Source organism: Stenotrophomonas maltophilia (genome assembly GCF_006974125.1).
GTDB lineage: Bacteria > Pseudomonadota > Gammaproteobacteria > Xanthomonadales > Xanthomonadaceae > Stenotrophomonas > Stenotrophomonas maltophilia_O.
In genome coordinates this window covers 3,808,248-3,831,792 of sequence record NZ_CP037858.1, presented here as the reverse complement: position 1 = coordinate 3,831,792, position 23,545 = coordinate 3,808,248, and the positions used below count along the sequence as shown (strand labels likewise).

The window sequence follows — 23,545 nt, the reverse complement described above, 5'->3', positions numbered from 1 at the left end:
CTTGCCGAGGCGGGCTGCTCAGGCTTCGCGATCCAGCAGCGAGCCCAGCATCTGGTCCTGCCGCCGGATCACCGCGGCGTTTGCAGCGAAAGCCACCACTTCGGCCTTGGCCGCCAGCAGATCACCCAGTGGCGCCCCCGGATCGGGGCCGGTAGTGGCTACCGCCGTTTCCACTCCCCCCTGCGCCACCGCACTGCGCTGCAGCTGCAGGCGCTGGGCATCGGGAGTCGCCAGGTTGGCCACGTTGTGCGCGGCCACCTGCACGTCCTGCTGGGCAGCACGCATCCCGCTGAGGGCGATTCCCAGCACGTTGTTCATGGCGGTCTCCGGGCCGCTCCGCGCAGCCCTCCGGACCGGTTAACGGCCGGCGGGCCGCGACCTTGAGTCCACATCGGCCCGACAGGCCCGAGTGGTAGCATATCCCTCTGATTTCAGCGCCTTTTGCCAATGCTCAGTTTTTTCCGCCGCAAGAAGCCCCAGGATGCCCCCGCAACGGAGGCTCCCAAGACCCAGCACTACTCGGCTGAAGAGCTGGCGGCGGCGTTCCCGTCGGCCGCGCCGGTCGAGGACAAGGAGAAGGAGCCGGCACCGGTAGCCGTACCGGTCGAGCCTGCACCGGTCGAGCCGCCACCGGCAGCCGCCGTTCCGGTCGCTGTCGAGCCCACCTCGGTGATTCCGGCCCCAGCCGCACCGGTTCCGGCCGCTCCTGCGCCGACGGCGCAGATCGACGTCGCCCCGATCGCGCCCCCGGCCATCGAACCGGCACCCGCACCGCTGCCTGAGCCGACCCCAGCACCGGTTCCGGTCACCGACGATCTGCCGGCCGCCGCCTCGGTCGATGCCGTGCCCGCAACTGCCGGCAAGCCCGGCTGGCGCGAGCGCCTGCGCAACAGCGTCATCGCGCGCAGCTTTGGCGGCCTGTTCTCGCGCAACCCCAAGCTCGACGACGACCTGCTGGACGAGCTCGAAACCGCATTGATCACCGCCGATGTCGGCGTAGGTGCCACCACCGATCTGGTCGAGGGCCTGCGCAAGCGCATGAAGGCGCGCGAGTTCGCCGATGCCACTGCACTGCTGGCCGCGCTGCGCGCTGAGCTGATCGCGATCCTGCAGCCGGTCGCCAAGCCGCTGGTGATCGACCGCACTGCCAAGCCCTTCGTGGTGCTGACCGTCGGCGTCAACGGCGTCGGCAAGACCACCACCATCGGCAAGCTGGCCAAGCGCTTCAAGGACGAAGGCCACAGCCTGATGCTGGCCGCCGGCGATACCTTCCGTGCCGCCGCCGTGGCCCAGTTGCAGGCCTGGGGCGAGCGCAACGGCGTGGCCGTGGTCGCGCAGGGCCAGAACGCCGATGCCGCGTCGGTGGCATTCGATGCGCTGCAGGCAGGCAAGGCGCGCGGCACTTCAGTGCTGATCGCCGACACCGCCGGCCGCCTGCACACCCAGTCCGGCCTGATGAACGAGCTGGGCAAGATCCGCCGTGTGCTCGGCAAGATCGACGCCACCGCGCCGCACGAAGTGCTGATGGTGATCGACGGCACCACCGGCCAGAACGCGCTGTCGCAGCTGCGCCAGTTCAATGCCGCGGTGAATGTGACCGGCCTGGTGGTGACCAAGCTGGACGGTACCGCCAAGGGTGGCGTGGTGTTCGCACTGGCCCGCGAATTCGGCATTCCGATCCGCTTCGCCGGCATCGGTGAGCGCCCGGAAGACCTGCGCGTGTTCGATCCGGAAGCCTTCGTCGACGCCCTGCTGCCCGAAGCACTGGGCGGCTGATACACCGTGCAGCCACGCATGGCGTGGCTCTACTGCGCTCCGGGCCGCGCAGGGTTCATCGCGGCGACACCCACCACAGTAGAGCCACCCCATGGGTGGCTGCCCACCTCCGGTACACCGATGCCCCGCCAGCCGCACGCCAGCGCCGGAACCACGCAGACCGACGACTTCGTCGCCCGCCTGCTGCACTGGTTCGACGACCACGGCCGCCACGATCTGCCCTGGCAGCATCCGCGCAGCCCCTATCGGGTCTGGTTGTCGGAAATCATGCTGCAGCAGACCCAGGTGACCACGGTCATCCCCTACTTCCAGCGGTTCCTGCAGCACTTCCCGACCCTGCCCGACCTCGCCGCCGCGAGCAACGACGCGGTGATGGCGCAGTGGGCGGGGCTCGGCTACTACGCCCGCGCACGCAACCTGCACGCGGCAGCCAAGCGCTGCGTCGAACTGCACGATGGCGGCCTGCCGCGTGACTTCGACGCGCTGCATGCCCTGCCCGGCATCGGCCGCAGCACCGCCGGTGCGATCCTCAGCCAGGCCTGGAACGACCCGTTCGCGATCCTCGATGGCAACGTCAAGCGCGTGCTCAGCCGTTATCACGGCATCGACGGCTTCCCCGGCCTGCCTGCCATCGAGAAGCAACTGTGGGCCATCGCCGAGGCGCACGTGGCACAGGTGCCGGCCGGGCGCATGGCCGATTACACCCAGGCGCAGATGGACCTGGGTGCGACCGTGTGCAGCCGCGCCAAACCCGCCTGCGTGATCTGCCCGCTGCAGGACGCGTGCGTAGCGCGCCGCGAAGGCCGCACCGCTGAACTACCCGCGCCCAAGCCCAGCAAGACCCTGCCCGAGCGCGAAGCAGTGGCCCTGCTGCTGCGCGACGCCCAGCAGCGCGTGCTGCTGCAGAAGCGGCCCGACACCGGCATCTGGGCGCAGCTGTGGACGCTGCCGCAGGCCGACGCCGGCAGCGTGCTCCAGGACTGGTTCGATGCCCATGTCGACGGCTCGCTGGAAGACGCCGAGGAGCTGCCGGTACTGCAGCACACCTTCAGCCACTACAGGCTGCATCTGCAGGTACTGTCGCGGCAGGTGAACGGCCTGCGGGTGGAAGAACCGACGCTACGCTGGGTCGCCAGCGACGAACTGCCCGCGCTGGGCCTGCCGGCGCCGATCCGCAAACTGCTCGACGGTGCCACGATCAAGGCGTCGAAACGAAATTCCAAGAAACCCCGCAACCACGAGTGAGTGCCATGCCCCGAACCGTCTTCTGCCAGTACGAACAACGCGATGCCGAAGGTTTGGACTTCGTGCCCTACCCCGGCGAGCTGGGCCAGCGCATCTTCAACAACATCGGCAAGCAGGCCTGGGCCGCATGGCTGGCGCACCAGACCATGCTGATCAACGAAAACCGCCTGTCGCCGCGCACGCCGGAGCATCGCGCGTTCCTTGAAGGCGAACTGGTCAAGTTCCTGTTCGAGAAGGACGCGGAAAAGCCGGCTGGCTTCACCCCGGAAGCCTGACAACAAAAAGGGGACGGAGGGGATTAAGTCGTTTGTGGCACAAACGACTTAATCCCCTCCGTCCCCTTTTCTGATCATTTCGCCGGTGCGGTGTTTTCCTCGCGCTCCTGCACCTGCGCCTGGCGCAGCTCCTGCTCCGACGTGCGCAGCGCCTTCACGTCCAGCTTGCGGATGCTGTCGATGAAGCATGGCATGCGCGGGCCGCCGGTGGGGTCGCGCACCAGCACCTTGTCGAAGCGCGCCGAAACACGGTTCATCTGGCTGGTCAGGCCGATGGCTGTGGCATATGTCAGGTCCTGGCACGCGCCTCTCAATTCCAGCAGATAGGCCTCGCTGGGACGCGTCCATACCGCAAGCGCGCTGTCGCCCAGTTCGGTCCAGCCATTGAGGGTGCCGAAGAACTGCATGTCGTTCTGTGGCGCGCCGGCGTGGGCACGGTAAAGGTCAAGCTTCTCGGCGCTGCTGAGCCGGCCGGTGGTCGCGCAGGCGGCCAGAGCCAGGCAGAGTCCGGCCATCAGGATCGGGGTCTTCATGGCGATCTCCTCGGGGAACTGTCGCCATCATGCGCCTGGGCCGGCAATGCCGGCGCGACGACCGGCAGCCCCATTCAGGCGCCGGTCGGCGGTCGACCAAGGTCGACCTCTACCAAAGCAGACCCAAGGCTCCGGATTCCGGTAGTCGCCAACCTTGGTTGGCGCTTGCCCTGCAGGAGCAGCCGACCAGGGTCGGCTTCTACCAAAGCGGGCCGGGCGCCTCAGACGTCGGCGTGGGCCAGTGCGTGCAGGCGCCCTTCGCGCAGCTCCAGCACCCGGTCCAGGCGGCGCGCCAGGCTGCGATCATGGGTGACCAGCACCAGGCTGGTGTGACGTGCGCGGTTGAGCTCCAGCATCAGCTCGAACACGGTGCCGGCGGTGCGGTCATCCAGGTTGCCGGTCGGCTCGTCACCCAGCACGCAGGCTGGGTGATTGACCAGCGCACGGGCCACCGCGGCACGCTGGCGCTCACCACCGGACAGTTCACCCGGCTTGTGATCCAGGCGATGGCCCAGGCCGACCGCTTCCAGCAGCGTGGTGGCCCGACTGCTCGCCTCGGCCACGGCGGTACCGGCAAGCAGCACCGGCATCATCACGTTTTCCAGCGCGGTGAACTCCGGCAGCAGATGATGGAACTGATAGACGAACCCCAGCGCCTGGTTGCGCAGCAGGCCACGCGCGGTGTCCGACAGCGCCGACATGCGCTGGCCAGTCACGTAGACCTCGCCGGCGGTCGGAATGTCCAACCCACCCAGCAGGTGCAGCAGCGTACTCTTGCCGGCGCCGGAGGCACCGATGATTGCCACCGTCTCACCGGCGGTCACGGTCAGGTCCAGGCCATCGAACACCGGGGTCTGCATGCGCCCTTCAGCGTAGGTCTTGCCCAGTGCTTCGGCGCGGATCACTTCATCGCCGCGGTTGAAGACCTTATTCATAGCGCAGGGCCTCCGCCGGCTGGGTGCGTGCTGCCCGCCAGGCGGGGTACAGGGTGGCCAGGAAGCTCATCAGCAGTGCGACCACGGTGATCGCTACCACGTCGCCGGTCTGCATGTCGGTCGGCAGGCCGGTGATGTAGTAGACATCCTCCGGCATCAGCTTGACGTTGAACACGCTCTCGATGGCGCCGAGGATGCGCTCCAGGTTGAGTGTGAGGGTGATGCCACCGATCAGGCCGGCCAGCGTGCCGAAGATGCCGATCAGCGAACCCTGCACCATGAACACCTGCATCACGCCGCCTGGAGTCAGGCCGAGGGTGCGCAGGATGGCGATGTCGGCCTGCTTGTCGGTCACCAGCATCACCTGCGAGGAGACCAGGTTGAAGGCGCCCATGGCGATGATCAGCGACAGCAGGATGCCCATCACCACCTTCTCCATGCGCAGCGAGTGGTAGAGGTTGGCGTTCTGCTGGGTCCAGTCACTCACCCGGTACGCACCACCGAGGTTCTGCGCCAGGTCCACGCCCACTTCCAGCGAGCGATCCATGTCGTGCAGTTTCAGCCGCACGCCGGTAGCGCCATCGGACCGCAGCACCCGCTCCAGGTCCTGCATGTTGGCGAAGCCCACGCCACGATCGACTTCGTTGTAACCGGCCTCGAAGATGCCGCTGACGGTGAAGCGTTTCATCCGCGGCACCGCGCCGGCAGGCGTGCCCTGCACTTCTGCAAAGGTCACCAGCACCTGGTCGCCGACGTCCACGCCCAGCCAGATCGCCAGTTCCTTGCCCAGCAACAGGTTGAAGCTGCCCGGCGTGAGGCTGTCGTAGCTGCCCTTGGTGACCTTCTTGTCGATCACCGACACCTTCGGCTCAAGCGCCGGATCGATGCCCTGGATGATCGCGCCCTGCACGCGCGGGCCGCTGATCATCGACTGGATCTCGATGTACGGCGCGGCACCGGCCACGCGCGGGTCCTTGCTGGCCACGTCGACCACGCGCATCCAGTCCGGCATCGGCTCGCCGTCGCGGCTGATGGTGGTGTGCGCGGTCATCTGCAGCAGGCGGCTGCGGATTTCCTTCTGGAAACCGCTCATCACCGCGAGGGTGGTGATCAGCACCGTCACGCCGAGCGCGATGCCCAGGATCGATGCCATCGAGATGAAGGAGATGAAGCCGTTGCGGCGCTTGGCGCGCAGGTAGCGCAGGCCAATGGCCACGGGGATGGGTTTGAACATGCAGGCACGCCGGTCAATTCAGCTTATGGTGCCATCGACCGGGGCCGACGGGAAACGCCGCGTGCGGCGACGGCCAGTCGCAGTTCACGTCGCTGCCCGGAATCGAGCACATCCGGCCAGAACAGCAGGCGCCGACGGCGACGATCCTCACGCCAGACCAACAACAGCCATGGGCCACGCACCACCAGCTGCGGCGCCTCCACCTCCTTCCCCGCCACCTGCAGCGACTCGGGTGGCGCCGGCAGACGCACCTGCACGCGTGGCCTGCGTTGGCGCCAGGCCAGTTCGGTCACGCCGATGGCCCAGGCCAGCAGCACCGCGGGCATCAGCAGGCGCGGCGGCAGGTCCGATGCACGCAGCAGCCAGGGCGCGGCCAGCAGCACCGCCAGCTGGGCGGCGGCCTGCAGCCGTGAGGGCCGCCACTCAAGGCTTGAGGGCGAGGATCTTCTGCATGAGGGGGACTGCGTGCGCATGCGGGCAGGCCTCGTAGCCCATGAACCAGCGCCACAATTTATCGTCCTCGCAGTCGAGCAGGAACAGGAAAACCTCGCGCTCTTCGGTCGGCGCAGTGCTCCATTCGTGGTCGAGGTAACGGCCGAACAGCTGGTCCAGCTCGCGCATGCCGCGGCGGCAGCGCCAGTGCAGCTTCTTCAGCAGAACGTCTTCTTCCATCGTGTTTCTCCAGATGCAGCAAAGCCACGCATGGCGTGGCTCTGCTGGGAGGTGCAGCCACGCATGGCGTGGCTCTACCGGGTACAGCCGGACCGTATCAGGCGCGGCGTTCCATCATCAGCTTCTTGATCTCGGCGATCGCCAGCGCCGGGTTCAGGCCCTTCGGGCAGGTCCGGGCGCAGTTCATGATGGTGTGGCAGCGGTACAGCTTGAACGGATCTTCCAGATCGTCCAGGCGCGCACCGGTGTCCTCATCGCGCGAGTCGATGATCCAGCGATAGGCCTGCAGCAGGATCGCCGGGCCCAGGTAACGCTCGCCGTTCCACCAGTAGCTCGGGCAGCTGGTCGAGCAGCAGGCGCACAGGATGCACTCGTACAGGCCGTCGAGCTTCTTGCGGTCTTCCGGCGACTGCAGGCGCTCACGGTCCGGCGGCGCCGGGGTCTGGGTGCGGATCCACGGCTTGATCGACGCGTACTGCGCGTAGAAGTGGGTCAGGTCCGGAACCAGATCCTTCACCACGTTCATGTGCGGCAGCGGGTAGATCGGCACTTCCTTCTTGCCGCAGTCCGAGATGGCTCGGGTGCAGGCCAGGGTATTGGTGCCATCGATGTTCATCGCGCACGAACCACAGATACCTTCGCGGCAGGAGCGGCGGAAGGTCAGGGTCGGGTCGATCTCGTTCTTGATCTTGATCAGGGCGTCCAGGACCATCGGGCCACAGGCGTCCAGATCGACCTCATAGGTATCGGTGCGCGGGTTGCTGTCGTCGTCCGGACTCCAGCGGTAGATCTTGAAGGTGCGCACGTTCTTGCCGCCGTTCTTGACGGGGAAGTGCTTGCCCTTCGTGATCTTGGAATTCTTGGGGAGTGAAAACTCGGCCATGGCTGCTCTCGTTGGCTCAGGCGGCCCGCGCCCTTGGGCGCGGATTGCATGGTAGGCGGGGTCGGATCAGTACACGCGCGGCTTCGGCGGCACCACGGACACGTCGTCGGTCAACGTGTACATGTGCACCGGACGGTAGTCGAAGCTGCACTTGCCCTTCTCGTCGACGCTGACCAGGGTGTGCTTCTGCCAGTTGACGTCGTCGCGGTCCGGGAAATCCTCGTGCGCATGCGCGCCGCGGCTTTCCTTGCGCTGTTCGGCCGAGTTGATCGTCGCCACCGCGTTGAGCAGCAGGTTGTTCAGCTCGTAGGTCTCGATCAGGTCCGAGTTCCAGACCAGCGAACGGTCGGAGACCTTCACGTCCTGGAACGAGTCGAAGATCTTGTCCATCTTCTCGCAGCCTTCCTTCAGCGTCTGGCTGGTGCGGAAGACGGCGGCGTCGGCCTGCATGGTGCGCTGCATGCGATCACGGATGACCGAGGTCGGGGTATCGCCGTTGGCGTGGCGCAGCTTGTCCAGCAGCCCCAGCGCCTTGTCGCAGGCATCGGCCGGCAGCGGCTTGTGCGCCGCGCCCGGCTTGATGGTCTCGGCGCAGCGGTTGGCCACCGCGCGACCGAACACTACCAGGTCCAGCAGCGAGTTCGAGCCCAGGCGGTTGGCGCCATGCACGGACACGCAGGCCGCTTCGCCGATGGCGTACAGGCCCGGCACCACGGCATTGTCGTTGTCGCCGACCCGCTGCACCACTTCACCGTGGTAGTTGGTCGGGATGCCGCCCATGTTGTAGTGCACGGTCGGAATGACCGGAATCGGCTGCTTGTGCACGTCGACGCCAGCGAAGATGCGGGCGCTCTCGGCGATGCCCGGCAGCTTGTCGTCGATCACGCCCGGGCCGAGGTGGGTCAGGTCGAGCAGGATGTGATCCTTGTGCTCGCCGACGCCGCGGCCTTCGCGGATCTCGATGGTCATCGAACGGCTGACCACGTCGCGCGAGGCCAGGTCCTTGTAATGCGGTGCGTAGCGTTCCATGAAGCGCTCGCCACTGCTGTTGCGCAGGATGCCACCTTCACCGCGGACACCCTCGGTGATCAGGCAGCCGGCGCCGTAGATGCCGGTCGGATGGAACTGCACGAACTCCATGTCCTGCATGGCCAGGCCGGCACGCATCGCCAGGCCGCCACCGTCACCGGTGCAGGTATGCGCCGAGGTGGCGCTGAAGTAGGCACGGCCGTAACCGCCGGTGGCCAGCACCACGCCCTGGGCGCGGAACAGATGCAGGGTGCCGTCGGACATGTCAAGGGCCAGCACGCCGCGGCAGGCGCCTTCGTCATCGAAGATCAGGTCGAGTGCGAAGTACTCGATCATGAAGCGCGCATCGTGCTTGAGCGACTGCTGGTACAGCGTGTGCAGCATCGCGTGACCGGTACGGTCAGCCGCCGCGCAGGTACGCTGCGCCGCCGGGCCTTCACCGTACTTGGTGGTCATGCCACCGAACGGACGCTGGTAGATCTTGCCCTCGGCGGTGCGCGAGAACGGCACGCCGTAGTGTTCGAGCTCGATGATTGCCGGAATGGCCTCACGGCACATGTATTCGATGGCGTCCTGGTCACCCAGCCAGTCCGAACCCTTGATGGTGTCGAAGAAGTGGTAACGCCAGTCGTCCTCGCCCATGTTGGCGAGTGCGGCCGAGATACCGCCCTGGGCGGCAACGGTGTGCGAACGGGTCGGGAAGACCTTGGTCAGGCACACGGTCTGCAGGCCCTTGGCGGCCAGGCCGAACGTGGCGCGCAGGCCGGCGCCGCCGGCGCCGACCACGACCATGTCGTACTTGTGTTCGGTAATCTTGTAAGCGGACATCTAGTCTGGATTCCTGTCTTGGCGCCTGGGCTCAGGCAACGCCGAGGGCGATGCGGCCCACCGCAAACACACTGACGATCATGCCGAGCACGGCGACGAACTTCACCGCGGTCTGCAGCACCAGGGCCAGCAGCGATTCGTGGATGTAGTCTTCCAGCACGACCTGCAGGCCGAGCTGCGCGTGCCAGAACATGGCGATCAGCAGACCGATCAGCGGCACCGCGTTCCACGGCTTGGCGATCGCAGCGGTGGCGGTCGCGTAATCCGAGCCCAGCAGGCCCAGCACGAACACCAGGAACCAGATGCCCAGCACCACCAGCGCGGCAGCGGTCAGACGCTGATGCACGAAGTGCTCGGTGCCGGTCTTGGCCGAACCCAGGCCACGCACGCTCTTCAGCGGGGTACGGAACTTGCTCATGCGGCACCTCCGAACATCACATAGGCCCACACGGCCAGGGTGATCGCCAGGCTGCCGATGACCGACATCCAGCTGCTGCGGATGAACGTCGCGATGCGGAAGCCGATGGCGAAGTCCTGCACGATGTGGCGGATGCCATTGCACAGGTGGTAGGCGAACGACCATGTCCACGCGAACAGGAACACGCGGCCATACCAGGCCCCGGCATGGCCGGTGAAGCAGTTCCAGGACTCGGGCCCCATCATCAGGGCCAGCAGGCCGGCGGCGATGATGAGGGCACCAACAGACAGAAAGACGCCAGTGGCTCGATGCAGGATCGAGGTGGCCATCTGAATCTGCCAGCGATACACCTGAAGGTGCGGGGAAAGTGGGCGTTGTCTGGTCGCCATTCGCTGGGCTCGTTGTCTCGGCTGGGCGGCACACGGCCGCGTTGGCTCAATGCTGATCAGAAATCGATGCAGCGTCCGTTTTTCTCCCAATCGCCGTACCGCACCGGATCAAGTCCGCCGCGGCCGCCGAATTCCTCTGCTTTTTCCTGTTCCACGGGCACGGGTGCCGCGGGGACCAGCGGAGCTTCAGATTCGTCGTCGGGAGTGGGGGTTGTTTGGCCTATCATGTTCGGTCTCGCAACGCACAAATTTTAGACCTCGTTCACGTGCCTGACAACCTGCCCCCTGCTTTCGTCGGATATCCGCGCCTGCCCGGCCACCAGCTGCTGAGCCTGCTGGGTGCGGATGCGGCCGTTTTCGCCCACGCCCAGTTCAGCAGCGACGTCACCGCGCTGCCCCTGCTGCACTGGCAGTGGAGTGCCTGGCTGAGTGCCAAGGGCCGCACCCTGGCAGTGTTCCAGCTGCTTCGGCTGGCCGAAGAGCACGTGATGCTGGTACTGGCCGACGGCGATGCCGATGCGATTGCGTCGCAACTGCAGCGCTTCGTGTTCCGCCGCAAGGTGAAGGTGCAGGTGCGCAGCGATCTGGCCGTGGCCGGCGCCTTCACCGCGCCCGAGGCCGCCAGCGACGCCGCGATTGCGCACGCTGCCGGTGATGGCTGGGAACTGGACCTGGGCAGCGATGCACTGCCGCGCACCCTGCGCATTGGCGGCGCCGAAGCGTTTGCCGCCGACAGCGAAACCGATGAGGCCGCTTTCGCTCTGGCCTGGCGCCAGGCCGACCTGCGCTACGGCCTGCCGCGCCTGGAAGAAAGCCAGCGTGAAGTCTGGACCCCGCAGCAGCTGGGCCTGGACCGCCTGAACGGCTACAGCGTGAAGAAGGGCTGCTACCCGGGCCAGGAAATCGTTGCCCGCACCCACTTCCTCGGCAAGGCCAAGCGTGCGGTGCAGCTGCTGCATACCGCAGCACCGGCACAGGCCGGCGATGGCGTGCAGCAGGACGGCGCCGCGCTGGGCACGATCGCCAGCGTGGCCGGCGACCTGGCACTGGCGGTGCTGCCGCTGGAGGCCGGTGATGCTGACCTGCAGGTGGGTGATGCCACCGCGCAGCGCGTGCCGCTGCTGGATGGGTTGGCGCGCTGAATCCGGAAGGTACTCATCCACGCGGTGGGTGCGGACCGCTGGTCCGCGCGCCTTCGGCGGAGCAGTGGTAGTGCCGGCCGCTGGCCGGCAACCACGCCGGGTTGAAGTTGCCGGCCAGCGGCCGGCACTACCGGTTACAGGCGCTCGCCGGATTCCGGGTTGAAGAAATGCAGGCCCTGCGGGTGGATCGCCACGCGGATGTCCTCGCCCACCGCCGGCAACGCCTGCGGCGCCACGCGCATGGTCAGCGCATGCTGGCCGCTGCTGAGGTTGACGAAGATTTCGTTGCCGACCGGCTCGATGCCTTCGATGAGCGCGTCGACGGCCTGCAAATAGCCCGCGACGAGTGCCCCTAGACAGAATCACACCCAAAAACCAAGCCGACTCATCCGTGCGACCTTGATCGGCGCGACACCCCACACAAAGCATCTCGACAAAGTCACATTAGACGTCAACCATACACCCTTCCCAGAACAGCGAACCAACGGCAACTTCAAGTCAAAATATCGAAAAATTCGCAAAATAATAAAATCACAAAAATAGCCGCCAAACTCCCGCATAAAAATCACCAACAACACCAATAAAAATGTCAAATTCTATTCATGATGTAAATCCAACAAATACAAATGTAAAAATCGGAAACAAAAAACTGATACACCAATCGACTCTACTCATTCCCGCAGGAGAAGATGCGAAAATATCATTTACACTAATGGAAGACACCATCTCCTATCGCATAAAGCTAGTCGACAACAAAGATAATTCGGAACGAAGGCTAGCCGAATCAGGCCCAGACCCAGACGGCCCCGGCGGATTGCTAACGCTAACAAACTGGAACAGCATCGAACCAGAGCTCCTCAAAGCTGCACCATTTGTCAATTTAAAGGTAGAAGAATCAGATAGCGATGGCAGCAACGCGAGGGAGATAGACGTGAATCTCTGCATTTCGGCAATAATCAGCCGCGTCGAGAACGCTCATCACGTCTGCGTTCAGTTCACAATGGAAGCATTGCCATGAACAACAACGTCAGATACCCAACAGCCAAAGTCGCCATTGAAAAAGTTCACCAGAATACATCGCAGGAAATAATAATAATCACGAGCGATCGATGCCAACTACTTATATCCAATCACAAGAAAAGAAGCGAGAAAGGCAGGGACTGGCAGACCGCACTAGCGCTCTTCATAACCCTACTCGCCACAATTTTCACGACAAACTTTAAAGAATCATTTGGCGTACCTGGAGATGTATGGAGGGCAATATTCATCGTTGCGTTATCAGGCGCGCTTGTGTGGCTAATAATATCCACAGTTCAAGCATTTCGAACAGAAAGCCTTGAAGATCTTATGAACAGATTAAAGACGGGTTCTGTATAGCCCCTCCCTCTTTCGACATTTGAGTCAATAGAAGAATCCGCGCCTTGCACTGAAGACATTCCGCCGGGCTGTGCCCGGCGCGATCCGCGTTACAGGCGCTCGCCGGTTTCCGGGTTGAAGAAATGCAGGCCCTGCGGGTGGATCGCCACGCGGATCTGCTCGCCCACCGCCGGCAGCGTCTGCGGCGCCACGCGCATGGTCAGCGCATGCTGGCCGCTGCTCAGATTGACGAAAATTTCGTTGCCGACCGGTTCAATACCTTCGATGCGCGCGCTGAACGCATGCGCATCATCGGCGGCCGCCGGCTGCAGGTGTTCCGGTCGCACACCCACCGCGATCGGCTTCTGCAGCCACGCCGGATCGATCGTGGCCTGGCCCAGCGGCGCACGCCAGTCGCCGTCGACCACGGTCACGCCACCGGCATCGCCCTGCAGCGTGCCACGCAGTACGTTCATCGCCGGGCTGCCGAGGAAGCCGGCCACGAACAGGTTGGCCGGGCGGTCGTACAGCGCCATCGGCGTATCGATCTGCTGGATGATGCCGTCCTTCAGCACCACGATGCGCTGGCCCAGGGTCATCGCTTCCACCTGATCGTGCGTCACGTAGATCATGGTGGTACCCAGCTTGCGGTGCAGCTGCGCGATTTCGGTACGCACGCTGTGGCGCAGCTTGGCATCCAGATTGGACAGCGGCTCGTCAAGCAGGAACACCGCCGGCTCGCGCACCAGCGCACGGCCCAGCGCAACACGCTGGCGCTGGCCACCGGACATCGCCTTGGGCAGCTTGTCCATCATCTCGGTCAGGCCCAGCGTCTGCGCCGCCTCGGCGATGCGCTTGTCGATGGTGGCCTTGTCATGGCCGCGCAGCTTCAGGCCGAAGGCCAGGTTCTCGGCAACGGTCATGTGCGGGTACAGCGCGTAGCTCTGGAACACCATGGCGATGTCGCGGTCCTTCGGTGCCACGTCGTTGACCACGCGGTCGCCGATGCTCAGCGTGCCGCCGCTGATCTCCTCCAGGCCAGCCACCATCCGCAGCAGGGTCGACTTGCCACAGCCGGACGGGCCGACCAGCACCATCAGCTCGCCGTCGGCGACCTCGAAGGTGGCGTCCTTCACCGCGACCTGGCCGTTGTCATAGACCTTGCGCACACCCTGCAACTGCACTTTTGCCATATCACCTATCCGGTCCGCCCGAAGCCGGGCTGTCTTTTGGGACTGCCTCGGCCCTCCCGATGGCAGTGATGATTGCGCGCTTGCCGCATGGCGGCGAGCACTGCAATCGAATACAGTTGCCCATTCTGCCATGTAAACGTTTTCACGTGGCACTATCCGATGATCGGTGCGCACCGATCTGCGTCGGCGGTGGAACGAAGCTTCCGCCGAGGCAGTGGTTTCGAATGGAACGGTCTTCCGGTGCCCGGTAGAACGCCCCCGACGAACCTCGGACAGGCAGTTGCGCGGATGTCCCCCGAACCCAGCCATGAAGCGATTGACAACGATGTCACCCGGATCTGAAACTCGAGCGATGCACGACACCCTCTTCCTGTTCGGTGCCACAGGTGATCTGGCCCAGCGCTACCTGTTCCCTTCGCTGCTTCGCCTGCTTGGCGACGGCCTGCTGCCGGAGGACTTCCGCATCCGTGCGCTGGCCCTGTCCGGGCATGACACCGAAGCCTTCCATGACATCCTGCGGCCGCGCCTGCAGCAGGCCATGCCGATGGCCTCGCAGGAGGACATCAACGGCCTGCTGCGCCGCATCGACTACCGTTCGGTGGACCTGCGCGATGTCGACTCGGTCGCCGCCGCGGTCTCCGACCTGGTGCACCGCAAGTGCGTCAGCTACCTGGCCATTCCGCCGGGCCTGTACATCTCCACCTGCGAAGGCCTGGCCAAGGGCGGCGCCCTCGCCGCGCCGGCACGCCTGATGCTGGAGAAGCCGATCGGCAGCGACAGCGAGAGTGCCGAGGAAATCATCAGCACCATCGGCCAGTGGATCGACGAGGACCGCGTATTCCGCCTCGACCACTACCTGGGCAAGGCGGCGGTGCAGAACCTGATCGCGCTGCGCTTCGGCAACACGCTGCTGGAAGCGGTGTGGAACCGCAACTACATCGAATCGGTGCACATCCTGGTGGCCGAGAGCGAAGGCGTGGACGGCCGCGACGCCTACTACGCCCGCTCCGGCGCGCTGCGCGACATGGTCCAGAGCCACATCCTGCAGCTGCTGTGCATGGTGGCGATGGAGCCGCCGGCGTCGCTGGAAGCCGACCGCATCCGCGACGAGAAGGTCAAGGTGCTGCGGGCGCTGCGCCCGCTCGATGCCAAGCACGCCGCGCGTGACAGCATCCGTGGCCGTTACACCGCCGGCACCATCAACGGCCAGCCGGCGCAGGCCTACCAGCCGCCGGAAGGCAGCGACGTGGAAACCTTCGCCGGCGTCACCGCGCATATCGACAACTGGCGCTGGAGCGGCGTGCCGTTCCACCTGGTCACCGGCAAGCGCCTGCCCGAACGCACCACCCGCGTGGTGGTCACGCTGAAGCCGGTCACCCACTGGCTGTTCGAGCGCCCGCAGCGCGCACAGGCAGCACCGAACCGCCTGGTGTTCCAGCTGCAGCCGCAGGAGAACATCGAACTGGGCCTGATGAGCAGCCTGGCCGGCCCGGAATGGGGGGCACTGGAACTGCATCCGCTGGAACTGGAACTGTCGGTGCCGACCGGCCTGCATCGCCGCATCGCGTACGAACGCCTGTTCCTGGATGCGTTCAACGGCAACCACACCCTGTTCGTGCGCGATGACGAAGTGCGCGCAGCGTGGGCCTGGATCGACAGCGTCGCTGACGCATGGAAGGACGCCAAGCTGCCGCTGGAGCCCTACCCGGCTGGCCAATGGGGTCCGAGCAATGCGGGCGAGTTCCTGCCGCAGGGCGTGGACGCGCCGGACAGCGGAGCGTCGGCATGAGTGCAAGCTCGCAGCCGGTGCTGGTCGCCGACATCGGTGGCACCAACGCCCGCTTCGCCCTGGCCGACACCTCGCTGGACGCGCCATTGCTGAAGGAGAGCATCCGCGAATACGCCGTGGCGGAGTTCCCGTCGCTCGGCGATGCGGCCCGCCACCACCTTGAGCAGATCGGCGCTGCCGCCAGCCGCGGCGTGTTCGCGGTGGCCGGCCGTGTCGATGGCGATGAAGCCCGCATCACCAACCATCCGTGGGTGATCTCGCGCAGCCGCACCGCAGCGATGCTGGGTTTCAACGAACTGCACCTGATCAATGACTTCGCCGCGCAGGCGATGGCGATCTCGCTGCTGCAACCCGATGACGTGGTCCAGGTCGGCGGCGCTGCCTGGGTACCAGGCAAGCCGGGCCAGCCGCGCAACTACGCAGTGATCGGTCCGGGTACCGGCCTGGGTGTCGGCGGCCTGATCCTGCGCCATGGGCGCTGCTACCCGCTGGAAACCGAAGGCGGCCATGTCAGCTTCCCGCCCGGAACCCCGGAGGAGATCCGCATCCTGGAGATCCTGTCCGAGCAGTTCGGCCGCGTCTCCAACGAGCGGCTGATCTGCGGCCCCGGCCTGGTCAACATCCATCGCGCCGTGTGCGAGATGGCCGGCATCGACCCGGGCCAGCTGCAGCCGGTGGACGTGACCGCCCGTGCCCTGCACGGTGATCCGCAAGCGATGCGCACGGTCGATGTGTTCTGCGCCGTGTTCGGCGCCATCGCCGGCGACCTGGTACTGACCCAGGGCGCCTGGGACGGCATGTTCCTCACCGGCGGACTGACCCCGAAGATGCTCGATTCGCTGCAGCACTCCGGGTTCCGCCAGCGCTTCGAACACAAGGGGCGGTTCTCTTCGATCATGGCGCGGGTACTGTCGCTGGCGGTGATGCACCCCCACGCCGGGCTGCTGGGCGCCGCCGCCTATGCCGCCGACGCCGAACGTGACGCACCAGGAGTTGCCGCATGAGCCCCACCTTCCACGACGACCGCATCGAGTTCATCCACCACGGCGATGCCGATGGCTGGATCGAAGCGGTGGCCGCCGAGATGGCGCAGACCCTCAGCCACGACATCAATGAAGTGGGCCGCGCGCGCATCCTGCTGTCAGGCGGCACCACGCCGGCGCCGGTGTACCAGGCACTGGCCGAACTGGACGTGCACTGGGACCGCGTGGAGGTGAGCCTGGCCGACGAGCGCTGGCTGTCGCCGCAGGATCGCGACAGCAATGCCTGGCTGGTGCGCGAGCACCTGCTCAAGCGCGCCGAAGGCGCCCACTTCGATCCGCTGGTACGCATCGGCAAGCCGCTGCCGGAATGCGTCTATACCGCCAACCTGCAGGCCCAGCACAGCCAGCCGCCGAGCCTGGTGGCACTTGGCATGGGCAACGACGGCCACACGGCCTCGCTGTTCCCGGGCTCGAAGGACCTGGCCCGCGCACTGGAAAGCACCCTGCCCTATGCCGCGCTGGATGCCACCGGCTGCCCGGGTGCGAACCAGTGGCCGCTGCGCATCACGCTGACCCCGCATGGCCTGCGCCAGTGCCGCCAGCGCCTGCTGCTGCTGCGCGGCAAGCAGAAGCTGCAGGTACTGCGCCAGGCGCTGGACAGCAATGACGCCCAGCAGTACCCGATCCTCAATGCGATCAACCTGGACGGCGCGCGCCTGCGCGTCCACTGGGCTGATTGATGTTGGCGGCGGCGCATGCCGCCGCTTGCCTCTCGCCACCACGAACGCCGGTAGCCAATGAGCCTCCATCCGCAACTGCAAGCCATCACTGAGCGCGTCATCCGCCGCAGCGCCGCCTCGCGTGCCGCCTATCTGGCCGCGATCGACGCCTCCCTGCGCGAGGGCCCGTTCCGCAGCCGCCTGAGCTGCGGCAACCTCGCGCACGGGTTCGCCGCCTGCGGCGGCACCGACAAAAGCCGCCTGCGCGGCGGCGTGACGCCCAACCTGGGCATCATCACCGCCTACAACGACATGCTGTCGGCGCACCAGCCGTTCGAGACCTATCCCGAGCAGATCCGCGAGATCGCCCGCGAGCTGGGCGCCACTGCACAGGTGGCCGGCGCCGTTCCGGCGATGTGCGACGGCGTCACCCAGGGCCGCGGCGGCATGGAACTGTCGCTGTTCTCGCGCGATGTCATTGCCCAGGCCACGGCGATCGGCCTCAGCCATGACATGTTCGATACCACCGTCTACCTCGGCGTCTGCGACAAGATCGTGCCCGGCCTGCTGATCGGTGCGCTGGCGTTCGGCCATCTGCCGGCGGTGTTCGTGCCGGCCGGCCCGATGACCCCGGGCATCCCCAACAAGCAGAAAGCCGAAGTGCGCGAGCGCTACGCCGCCGGCGAAGCCACCCGCGAAGAACTGCTGGAAGCCGAGTCCGCGTCGTACCACGGCGCCGGCACCTGCACCTTCTACGGCACGGCCAACTCCAACCAGGTGCTGCTGGAAGCAATGGGCGTGCAGCTGCCGGGCGCGTCGTTCGTCAATCCGGGCACGCCGCTGCGCGACGCGCTGACCCGCGAAGCGACCGAACGTGCACTGGACATCACCGCGCTCGCTGACGACTTCCGTCCGCTGGGCCGGATCATCGACGAGCGCGCGATCATCAACGCAGTCATCGCGCTGATGGCCACCGGCGGTTCCACAAACCACACCATCCACTGGATCGCGGTGGCGCGTGCGGCCGGCATCGTGCTGACCTGGGACGACTTCGACGAACTATCACAGCTGATCCCGCTGCTGGCCCGCGTCTATCCGAACGGCGAGGCCGACGTGAACCGCTTCGCGGCTGCCGGTGGCCCGGCGTTCGTGTTCGGCGAGCTGATCAAGGCCGGCCTGATGCACGGCGATCTGGTCAGCGTGGCGCGCGGCGGCATGGCCGACTACGCACGCGAACCGCAGCTGCGCGATGGCCAGCTGGTCTATCTGCCGGGCCTGGAACGCAGCGCCGATGACGAAGTGGTGCGCGGCGTCGACAACCCGTTCGAGCACCAGGGTGGCCTGCGCCTGCTGCGCGGCAACCTCGGCAAGTCGCTGATCAAGCTGTCGGCGGTGAAGCCGCAGTACCGCACGATCGAAGCACCGGCGGTGGTGGTCGATGCACCGCAGGTGTTGAACAAGCTGCACGCCGGTGGCCTGCTGCCCGAGCATTTCGTGGCGGTGGTGCGTTACCAGGGCCCGCGTGCGAACGGCATGCCGGAACTGCATTCGCTGGCGCCGCTGCTGGGCCTGCTGCAGAACCAGGGCCGGCGCGTGGCGCTGGTCACCGACGGGCGCCTGTCCGGTGCCTCGGGCAAGATCCCAGCGGCGATCCACGTGACACCGGAAGCGGCGCGCGGTGGCCCGCTTGCCAAGGTCCGCGAGGGCGACATGATCCGCCTGGATGGCGAAGCCGGCACGCTGGAAGTGCTGGTCGATGCGGCGGAATGGGCCGCACGTCCGCTGGCACCGAACACCGCACCGGCCGCGCATGACCTGGGCCGCAATCTGTTCGCGATCAACCGTCGCGTGGTGGGTCCGGCCGACCAGGGCGCGATTTCGATTTCGTGCGGGCCGGCGGCGGCCGATGGCGGGCCGTGGGAGTACGACGCGGAATACGAGCTGGGGCACGATGCCGCGGCGGCGGCGGCGCCGCACGAGGCGAAGGACGCCTGAAGCGAAAAGCCGCGGCAGGCTTCCCGGCTTGGGCAGTAGAGCGCCCTGGCCGGGACACGCCGTAAACCCATCCATGGGGGCTCGATCGCGGCATCCATGCCGCTCACGGTCCCGGCCAGGGCGCTCTACTGCCCTTGGACAATTCCCGGCGCGTCATTTGCGCTGCGGCCACTGAATCAAGAAGAGCAAAGGCAAGGGCAAAAGCATGGGTATCGAACAACATCAGGTGAAGGCGGCGGAGCTGTTGCATGCGGCGGGCATCCTGCCGGTGGTGACGATTCATACGCTGGACCAGGCGCGTGCGGTCAGTGCGGCGCTGCTGGAAGGTGGTTTGCCGGCCATCGAGCTGACGCTGCGTACGCCGGTGGCGATGGAAGCGCTGGCGATGCTCAAGCGTGAGCTGCCGGACGTGGTGGTGGGTGCCGGTACGGTGCTGACCGTGGAGCAGATGCAGCAGTCGATCGATGCGGGCGCGGACTTCCTGGTGACCCCGGGTACGCCGCCGGTACTGGCCGACGCACTGGCCGCTGCTCCGCTACCGGTGGTGCCGGGTGCGGCCACGCCGACCGAGCTGCTGTCGCTCTACGTCCGCGGCTTCCGCGTGTGCAAGCTGTTCCCGGCCACGGCCGTGGGTGGGCTGGCAATGATCAAGGGTCTGGCCGGCCCGGTGGCGGACCTGAAGCTGTGCCCGACCGGCGGCATCACCGAAAACACCGCCGCCGAATACCTCGAGCAGAAGAACGTGGTCTGCATCGGCGGTTCGTGGATGGTGCCGGGCAACTGGATCGCCAACGGCGAATGGGACAAGGTGCGCGCCAGCGCCGCAGACGCCGCCAGGATCATCCAGCGCGTGCGCGGCCACTGAGCCCGACAAAGGTGTAGAGCCGAGCCCATGCTCGGCTCCGGCATCATCAGGGGTCAGAGCCTTTCCCGCCGGGAAAGGGATCCGACCCCGAGCAACGAGCGCGCAAAGCGCGCGACCCGCTCCTGCTCTTCCTTCTTCATTCCGTGGTAGCGGCGCACGGAACCTGTCCGTGGCCCTGCGGAGGGATTGCGCAGGGGCGTAAGCGCCATGGATGGCGCGCCCGAGCCTCCAGGGATGGATTCACGGCGTCCCCTGCGCAATCCCTCCGCAGGGCCAACCCCACGAATCCTGCCGCGCATCGCGAGGGGCTTCGCCGTTGGCCGAACCCCTTACAGCGGCCGTGCCGGATCCACCAGCCCGTACTGGCTCGCCATCCGCGCCAACGCGATGTTGTCGTGAATCCCCATCTTCTCGAACAACCGCGCCTTGTGCGTGTTCACCGTCTTCGCACTCAGGCTCAGGCGCCGCGCGATGTCTTCCTGGCGCAGGCCCTGGGTCAGCAGCAGCGCCACCTCCAGCTCGCGCGGCGACAGGCTGTCGAACGGCGAACCATTGCCCTCCACCGTCGACAGCGCCAGATTCTGCGCGATGCTGGTGCCCAGGTAGCGCCGACCGGCCGCCACATCACGCACCGCACGCAGCAGTTCCTGCGCATCGCAGCCCTTGCCGATGTAACCGGCCGCGCCGGCTTCGAGCAGGCGCTTGGGCAGCGGGCCGTCTTCCAGTACCGACACGATCACCACGCGGGTATTGCGGTGGCTGCGGACGATGCGCTCGGTCACTTCCATGCCGCTCACGCCCGGCAGATGCAGATCGCACAGCACCACGTCCGGCAACAGCTGGCGGACCTCGCGCAGCGCGTCCTCGCCGGTCTCGGCTTCGCCCACCACCTCGATGTCGGTTTCCCCCGACAGAATCATCTTCATACCGGTGCGGACCAGCGCGTGGTCATCCACCAGGTAGACTCGAATCGTCATTCACGTACCTCTTCGAATGCGGCCATTGCAGGTCAAGCTAGGCAGGGTGCCGATACCCCTGCAAGCGCGTTCGGAATGCGACCCCGGCAATCTGCCTTGCGCATCACAGTACCGCGCGTTGTGCTTGCCCCCTGTCTTGCAGAACCTGCTGCAACGAAACAACTGATCTATCACGTAGACGTCCCGGAAGGGCCATCCACGTCAATCCCCCTGTGATGATGCTTCGCTGGCCTTCGCTGGCGGCGAGCCGTGACGTCGCCATGGGTGCCGGCGACTGAACATGACCAGATAGCACCCTACCACCCAAACCAGCGCCGCACACCATCCGGCCAGGATGTCGGAGGGGTAGTGCACCCCCAGGTAGACCCGCGACACGCTGACCAACAGGCTGAACGCGGGCGCCAGCATCAGTACCGGCCAGCGCCAGCGGGTGTTCCAGGCCAGCAGCACCAGGGTGACCGCCAGGGTCATCGAACCCATCGCATGCCCACTGGGGAAACTGAATGTCGATTCCGGCGCGATCGATTCCCACAGGCTGGGGCGCTGGCGCTGGAAGAACTGCTTGCTGCCCATGTTCAGCAGCGCCGACCCCACGAAGCTGACCGCGACGAAGGTCGCCTCACGCCAGCGCCGGTAGCCCAGCAGCGCGCCGATGATCAGCACGTCTGCCGGGATCAGGAACCACTCATAGCCCAGTTTCGAAATGAGCACGAAGAAGCGGTCCAGCCACGGCGAATGCAGGCCATGCATCTGCCACAGCAGGGGTGCGTCGAAATGGAACGATTCAAATTCGTGCACTTCGTCGGCCAGGGCAACAAAGCCCGCCAGCGGCAGCAGCACGCCACCGAACAGCAGGACCAGGCGCCAGGCGTTGCGCGCCATCCAGTGGCGGAAACCGGAGGCGGACTCCGGTGCAGCGAGGATCGCAGGCTTATCCGGCGCTTCGGACATACGTGTGTTCGACGTAATCGTCGATCAGGGCGACGAACTCCTGGGCGATGTTGTCGCCACGCAGGGTCACCTTCTTCTCGCCATCGACGAATACCGGCGCCGCAGGCGTTTCACCCGTGCCCGGCAGCGAGATGCCGATGTTGGCATGACGCGACTCGCCCGGCCCGTTGACGATGCAGCCCATCACCGCCAGGGTCATGTTTTCCGCACCCGGGTGGTGGATCTTCCACAGCGGCATCTTCTCGCGCACGTGGTTCTGCACCACCTTGGCCAGCTCCTGGAAGAACTCGGAGGTGGTGCGGCCGCAACCCGGGCAGGCCGTGACCAGCGGCGTGAAGGCGCGCTGGCCCGTGGTCTGCAGCAGTTCCTGGGCGACGATCACTTCCTGCGTGCGCGACTGGCCCGGTTCCGGGGTCAGCGAGATGCGGATGGTGTCACCGATGCCTTCCTGCAGCAGCACGCTCAGCGCCGCGGACGATGCCACGATGCCCTTGCTGCCGATACCCGCTTCGGTCAGGCCCAGGTGCAGGGCGAAGTCGGAGCGCTGCGCCAGGTCGCGGTACACCGCGATCAGCTCCTGCACGCCACTGACCTTGGCCGACAGCACGATGCGATCGCGCGGCAGGCCCAGTTCCACCGCCTGCTCGGCCGAATCCAGCGCCGAGCGGATCAGCGCCTCGCGCAGCACGCGGCCGGCGTCCCAGGGCTGTTCGCGCAGGTTGTTCTCGTCCATCAGCTTCGCCGCCAGGGCCTGGTCCAGCGAGCCCCAGTTGGCGCCGATGCGCACCGGCTTGTTGTAGCGGATCGCGAACTCGATCAGTTGGGCGAACTGCAGGTCCTTCTTCTTGCCGAAGCCGACGTTGCCCGGGTTGATGCGGTACTTGGCCAGTGCTTCGGCACACGCGGGTTCGGCGGTCAGCAGCTGATGGCCGTTGTAGTGGAAATCACCGATCAGCGGCACGTCGATGCCCATCATCGCCAGCTTGTCGACGATGCGCGGAATGGCGGCGGCGGCCTCAACGGTGTTGACGGTCAATCGCACCATCTCCGAACCGGCACGCCACAGCTCAGCCACCTGCTTCACGCTGGAGGCGACGTCGGAGGTGTCGGTATTGGTCATCGACTGCACCACCACCGGCTTGCCTCCACCCACGGTGACCCCGCCGATCTGGACGGCATGGGTCTGGCGGCGCGGCCAGGCAGTGGCATCGGAGGGCGGAGTCGGGCGGGTGACGGCGTCGTGCATGGGCGCATTCTACCGCCCGGCCCAGCATTCGGGGTGACTCGCATTCAGCCGGCGGCACGGCTGCGGCCGATTGTCGCAGGCACGTGCACGCGTGAACGCATACGATGAGCGT

Annotated in this window: 26 protein-coding genes and 1 pseudogene; 11 read left to right on the top strand and 16 right to left on the bottom strand. The window is 66.1% G+C overall.

The window, feature by feature from the left end:
• Positions 1-18 precede the first annotated feature (18 nt).
• A complete protein-coding gene (locus EZ304_RS17695; protein ID WP_099554210.1) occupies positions 19-318 on the bottom strand; it encodes a flagellar basal body protein in 300 nt (99 codons plus the stop codon).
• Between the two features lie 129 nt (positions 319-447).
• On the opposite strand from EZ304_RS17695, the gene ftsY reads away from it, so the two are divergent.
• The 3 genes from ftsY to EZ304_RS17680 all read left to right on the top strand — a co-directional run bounded on the left by ftsY (position 448) and on the right by EZ304_RS17680 (position 3,296).
• Positions 448-1,776 (top strand): signal recognition particle-docking protein FtsY, encoded by a 1,329-nt coding sequence (gene ftsY, locus EZ304_RS17690; protein WP_142807731.1) that lies wholly within the window; start codon positions 448-450, stop codon positions 1,774-1,776.
• A gap of 120 nt (positions 1,777-1,896) precedes the next feature.
• On the top strand, positions 1,897-3,021 hold the full coding sequence (gene mutY, locus EZ304_RS17685; RefSeq protein WP_142807730.1) for an A/G-specific adenine glycosylase: 1,125 nt from the start codon (positions 1,897-1,899) through the stop codon (positions 3,019-3,021).
• A gap of 5 nt (positions 3,022-3,026) precedes the next feature.
• Complete coding sequence (locus EZ304_RS17680; protein ID WP_014036808.1) at positions 3,027-3,296, top strand: oxidative damage protection protein; 270 nt, start codon at positions 3,027-3,029, stop codon at positions 3,294-3,296.
• A gap of 74 nt (positions 3,297-3,370) precedes the next feature.
• Here the strand turns inward: EZ304_RS17680 and EZ304_RS17675 are convergent, their stop codons facing one another.
• From EZ304_RS17675 to EZ304_RS17630, 10 genes are all read right to left on the bottom strand, one after another.
• Positions 3,371-3,829 (bottom strand): DUF6491 family protein, encoded by a 459-nt coding sequence (locus EZ304_RS17675; RefSeq protein WP_142807729.1) that lies wholly within the window; start codon positions 3,827-3,829, stop codon positions 3,371-3,373.
• 221 nt (positions 3,830-4,050) lie between these two features.
• Complete coding sequence (gene lolD / locus EZ304_RS17670; RefSeq protein ID WP_014036806.1) at positions 4,051-4,764, bottom strand: lipoprotein-releasing ABC transporter ATP-binding protein LolD; 714 nt, start codon at positions 4,762-4,764, stop codon at positions 4,051-4,053.
• Complete coding sequence (locus EZ304_RS17665) at positions 4,757-5,998, bottom strand: lipoprotein-releasing ABC transporter permease subunit (RefSeq protein WP_099554219.1); 1,242 nt, start codon at positions 5,996-5,998, stop codon at positions 4,757-4,759. Before EZ304_RS17665 ends, lolD begins: the two co-directional genes overlap by 8 nt.
• 23 nt (positions 5,999-6,021) lie before the next feature.
• Complete coding sequence (locus EZ304_RS17660; protein WP_099554222.1) at positions 6,022-6,471, bottom strand: hypothetical protein; 450 nt, start codon at positions 6,469-6,471, stop codon at positions 6,022-6,024.
• Positions 6,422-6,670: a succinate dehydrogenase assembly factor 2 gene (locus tag EZ304_RS17655; RefSeq protein ID WP_142807728.1), complete on the bottom strand. Its 249-nt coding sequence runs from the start codon at positions 6,668-6,670 to the stop codon at positions 6,422-6,424. The genes EZ304_RS17660 and EZ304_RS17655 overlap by 50 nt, the downstream gene beginning before the upstream one ends.
• Positions 6,671-6,767: 97 nt before the next feature.
• On the bottom strand, positions 6,768-7,553 hold the full coding sequence (locus EZ304_RS17650; protein ID WP_005409079.1) for a succinate dehydrogenase iron-sulfur subunit: 786 nt from the start codon (positions 7,551-7,553) through the stop codon (positions 6,768-6,770).
• A gap of 66 nt (positions 7,554-7,619) precedes the next feature.
• Positions 7,620-9,410: a succinate dehydrogenase flavoprotein subunit gene (gene sdhA / locus EZ304_RS17645; RefSeq protein WP_099554224.1), complete on the bottom strand. Its 1,791-nt coding sequence runs from the start codon at positions 9,408-9,410 to the stop codon at positions 7,620-7,622.
• Positions 9,411-9,441: 31 nt separating this feature from the next.
• Positions 9,442-9,828 (bottom strand): succinate dehydrogenase, hydrophobic membrane anchor protein, encoded by a 387-nt coding sequence (gene sdhD, locus EZ304_RS17640; protein ID WP_099554226.1) that lies wholly within the window; start codon positions 9,826-9,828, stop codon positions 9,442-9,444.
• Positions 9,825-10,217 (bottom strand): succinate dehydrogenase, cytochrome b556 subunit, encoded by a 393-nt coding sequence (sdhC, locus tag EZ304_RS17635; protein WP_099554228.1) that lies wholly within the window; start codon positions 10,215-10,217, stop codon positions 9,825-9,827. Before sdhC ends, sdhD begins: the two co-directional genes overlap by 4 nt.
• Before the next feature lie 56 nt (positions 10,218-10,273).
• Positions 10,274-10,444, bottom strand: coding sequence for a DUF1674 domain-containing protein (locus EZ304_RS17630; RefSeq protein ID WP_005409075.1), 171 nt, complete (start codon positions 10,442-10,444; stop codon positions 10,274-10,276).
• Positions 10,445-10,483: 39 nt separating this feature from the next.
• On the opposite strand from EZ304_RS17630, the gene EZ304_RS17625 reads away from it, so the two are divergent.
• Complete coding sequence (locus EZ304_RS17625) at positions 10,484-11,359, top strand: YgfZ/GcvT domain-containing protein (protein ID WP_142807727.1); 876 nt, start codon at positions 10,484-10,486, stop codon at positions 11,357-11,359.
• Positions 11,360-11,493: 134 nt separating this feature from the next.
• Here the strand turns inward: EZ304_RS17625 and ugpC are convergent.
• Positions 11,494-11,685 (bottom strand): annotated as a pseudogene (gene ugpC, locus EZ304_RS17620) (sn-glycerol-3-phosphate ABC transporter ATP-binding protein UgpC); the annotation flags it as partial.
• A gap of 260 nt (positions 11,686-11,945) precedes the next feature.
• Here ugpC and EZ304_RS17615 point away from each other — a divergent pair.
• Together EZ304_RS17615 and EZ304_RS17610 are read left to right on the top strand one after the other, a co-directional pair.
• Positions 11,946-12,377, top strand: coding sequence for a hypothetical protein (locus EZ304_RS17615; RefSeq protein WP_142807726.1), 432 nt, complete (start codon positions 11,946-11,948; stop codon positions 12,375-12,377).
• The gene (locus EZ304_RS17610; protein ID WP_142807725.1) at positions 12,374-12,736 is read left to right on the top strand and encodes a hypothetical protein; all 363 of its coding nucleotides are present in this window, start codon (positions 12,374-12,376) and stop codon (positions 12,734-12,736) included. The genes EZ304_RS17615 and EZ304_RS17610 overlap by 4 nt, the downstream gene beginning before the upstream one ends.
• Before the next feature lie 89 nt (positions 12,737-12,825).
• Here the strand turns inward: EZ304_RS17610 and EZ304_RS17605 are convergent, their stop codons facing one another.
• A complete protein-coding gene (locus EZ304_RS17605; RefSeq protein WP_142807724.1) occupies positions 12,826-13,908 on the bottom strand; it encodes an ABC transporter ATP-binding protein in 1,083 nt (360 codons plus the stop codon).
• A gap of 352 nt (positions 13,909-14,260) precedes the next feature.
• On the opposite strand from EZ304_RS17605, the gene zwf reads away from it, so the two are divergent.
• The 5 genes from zwf to eda all read left to right on the top strand — a co-directional run bounded on the left by zwf (position 14,261) and on the right by eda (position 20,259).
• On the top strand, positions 14,261-15,697 hold the full coding sequence (gene zwf / locus EZ304_RS17600) for a glucose-6-phosphate dehydrogenase (RefSeq protein ID WP_142807723.1): 1,437 nt from the start codon (positions 14,261-14,263) through the stop codon (positions 15,695-15,697).
• Positions 15,694-16,701: a glucokinase gene (gene glk / locus EZ304_RS17595; protein ID WP_142807722.1), complete on the top strand. Its 1,008-nt coding sequence runs from the start codon at positions 15,694-15,696 to the stop codon at positions 16,699-16,701. Before zwf ends, glk begins: the two co-directional genes overlap by 4 nt.
• Positions 16,698-17,420, top strand: coding sequence for a 6-phosphogluconolactonase (gene pgl, locus EZ304_RS17590; protein WP_142807721.1), 723 nt, complete (start codon positions 16,698-16,700; stop codon positions 17,418-17,420). Before glk ends, pgl begins: the two co-directional genes overlap by 4 nt.
• A 57-nt stretch (positions 17,421-17,477) precedes the next feature.
• Positions 17,478-19,394 carry a phosphogluconate dehydratase gene (edd, locus tag EZ304_RS17585; RefSeq protein WP_142807720.1) on the top strand — a complete coding sequence of 639 codons (1,917 nt, stop codon included), beginning with the start codon at positions 17,478-17,480 and terminating at the stop codon, positions 19,392-19,394.
• Between the two features lie 205 nt (positions 19,395-19,599).
• The gene (eda, locus tag EZ304_RS17580) at positions 19,600-20,259 is read left to right on the top strand and encodes a bifunctional 4-hydroxy-2-oxoglutarate aldolase/2-dehydro-3-deoxy-phosphogluconate aldolase (RefSeq protein ID WP_142807719.1); all 660 of its coding nucleotides are present in this window, start codon (positions 19,600-19,602) and stop codon (positions 20,257-20,259) included.
• A gap of 329 nt (positions 20,260-20,588) precedes the next feature.
• Here the strand turns inward: eda and EZ304_RS17575 are convergent, their stop codons facing one another.
• The 3 genes from EZ304_RS17575 to ispG all read right to left on the bottom strand — a co-directional run bounded on the left by EZ304_RS17575 (position 20,589) and on the right by ispG (position 23,433).
• On the bottom strand, positions 20,589-21,236 hold the full coding sequence (locus EZ304_RS17575) for a response regulator (RefSeq protein ID WP_006432784.1): 648 nt from the start codon (positions 21,234-21,236) through the stop codon (positions 20,589-20,591).
• Positions 21,237-21,437: 201 nt separating this feature from the next.
• Positions 21,438-22,187, bottom strand: coding sequence for a phosphatase PAP2 family protein (locus EZ304_RS17570; protein ID WP_099554246.1), 750 nt, complete (start codon positions 22,185-22,187; stop codon positions 21,438-21,440).
• Positions 22,168-23,433 carry a flavodoxin-dependent (E)-4-hydroxy-3-methylbut-2-enyl-diphosphate synthase gene (gene ispG, locus EZ304_RS17565; protein WP_099554248.1) on the bottom strand — a complete coding sequence of 422 codons (1,266 nt, stop codon included), beginning with the start codon at positions 23,431-23,433 and terminating at the stop codon, positions 22,168-22,170. Before ispG ends, EZ304_RS17570 begins: the two co-directional genes overlap by 20 nt.
• Positions 23,434-23,545 lie beyond the last annotated feature (112 nt).

Bases quoted from the DNA above. Each gene is read 5' to 3' on its own strand.
- EZ304_RS17695 (WP_099554210.1), bottom strand. From the start codon at position 318: ATGAACAACGTGCTGGGAATCGCCCTCAGCGGGATGCGTGCTGCCCAG.
- ftsY (WP_142807731.1), top strand. From the start codon at position 448: ATGCTCAGTTTTTTCCGCCGCAAGAAGCCCCAGGATGCCCCCGCAACG.
- mutY (WP_142807730.1), top strand. From the start codon at position 1,897: ATGCCCCGCCAGCCGCACGCCAGCGCCGGAACCACGCAGACCGACGAC.
- EZ304_RS17680 (WP_014036808.1), top strand. From the start codon at position 3,027: ATGCCCCGAACCGTCTTCTGCCAGTACGAACAACGCGATGCCGAAGGT.
- EZ304_RS17675 (WP_142807729.1), bottom strand. From the start codon at position 3,829: ATGAAGACCCCGATCCTGATGGCCGGACTCTGCCTGGCTCTGGCCGCC.
- lolD (WP_014036806.1), bottom strand. From the start codon at position 4,764: ATGAATAAGGTCTTCAACCGCGGCGATGAAGTGATCCGCGCCGAAGCA.
- EZ304_RS17665 (WP_099554219.1), bottom strand. From the start codon at position 5,998: ATGTTCAAACCCATCCCCGTGGCCATTGGCCTGCGCTACCTGCGCGCC.
- EZ304_RS17660 (WP_099554222.1), bottom strand. From the start codon at position 6,471: ATGCGCACGCAGTCCCCCTCATGCAGAAGATCCTCGCCCTCAAGCCTT.
- EZ304_RS17655 (WP_142807728.1), bottom strand. From the start codon at position 6,670: ATGGAAGAAGACGTTCTGCTGAAGAAGCTGCACTGGCGCTGCCGCCGC.
- EZ304_RS17650 (WP_005409079.1), bottom strand. From the start codon at position 7,553: ATGGCCGAGTTTTCACTCCCCAAGAATTCCAAGATCACGAAGGGCAAG.
- sdhA (WP_099554224.1), bottom strand. From the start codon at position 9,410: ATGTCCGCTTACAAGATTACCGAACACAAGTACGACATGGTCGTGGTC.
- sdhD (WP_099554226.1), bottom strand. From the start codon at position 9,828: ATGAGCAAGTTCCGTACCCCGCTGAAGAGCGTGCGTGGCCTGGGTTCG.
- sdhC (WP_099554228.1), bottom strand. From the start codon at position 10,217: ATGGCGACCAGACAACGCCCACTTTCCCCGCACCTTCAGGTGTATCGC.
- EZ304_RS17630 (WP_005409075.1), bottom strand. From the start codon at position 10,444: ATGATAGGCCAAACAACCCCCACTCCCGACGACGAATCTGAAGCTCCG.
- EZ304_RS17615 (WP_142807726.1), top strand. From the start codon at position 11,946: ATGTCAAATTCTATTCATGATGTAAATCCAACAAATACAAATGTAAAA.
- EZ304_RS17610 (WP_142807725.1), top strand. From the start codon at position 12,374: ATGAACAACAACGTCAGATACCCAACAGCCAAAGTCGCCATTGAAAAA.
- EZ304_RS17605 (WP_142807724.1), bottom strand. From the start codon at position 13,908: ATGGCAAAAGTGCAGTTGCAGGGTGTGCGCAAGGTCTATGACAACGGC.
- zwf (WP_142807723.1), top strand. From the start codon at position 14,261: ATGCACGACACCCTCTTCCTGTTCGGTGCCACAGGTGATCTGGCCCAG.
- glk (WP_142807722.1), top strand. From the start codon at position 15,694: ATGAGTGCAAGCTCGCAGCCGGTGCTGGTCGCCGACATCGGTGGCACC.
- pgl (WP_142807721.1), top strand. From the start codon at position 16,698: ATGAGCCCCACCTTCCACGACGACCGCATCGAGTTCATCCACCACGGC.
- edd (WP_142807720.1), top strand. From the start codon at position 17,478: ATGAGCCTCCATCCGCAACTGCAAGCCATCACTGAGCGCGTCATCCGC.
- eda (WP_142807719.1), top strand. From the start codon at position 19,600: ATGGGTATCGAACAACATCAGGTGAAGGCGGCGGAGCTGTTGCATGCG.
- EZ304_RS17575 (WP_006432784.1), bottom strand. From the start codon at position 21,236: ATGACGATTCGAGTCTACCTGGTGGATGACCACGCGCTGGTCCGCACC.
- EZ304_RS17570 (WP_099554246.1), bottom strand. From the start codon at position 22,187: ATGTCCGAAGCGCCGGATAAGCCTGCGATCCTCGCTGCACCGGAGTCC.
- ispG (WP_099554248.1), bottom strand. From the start codon at position 23,433: ATGCACGACGCCGTCACCCGCCCGACTCCGCCCTCCGATGCCACTGCC.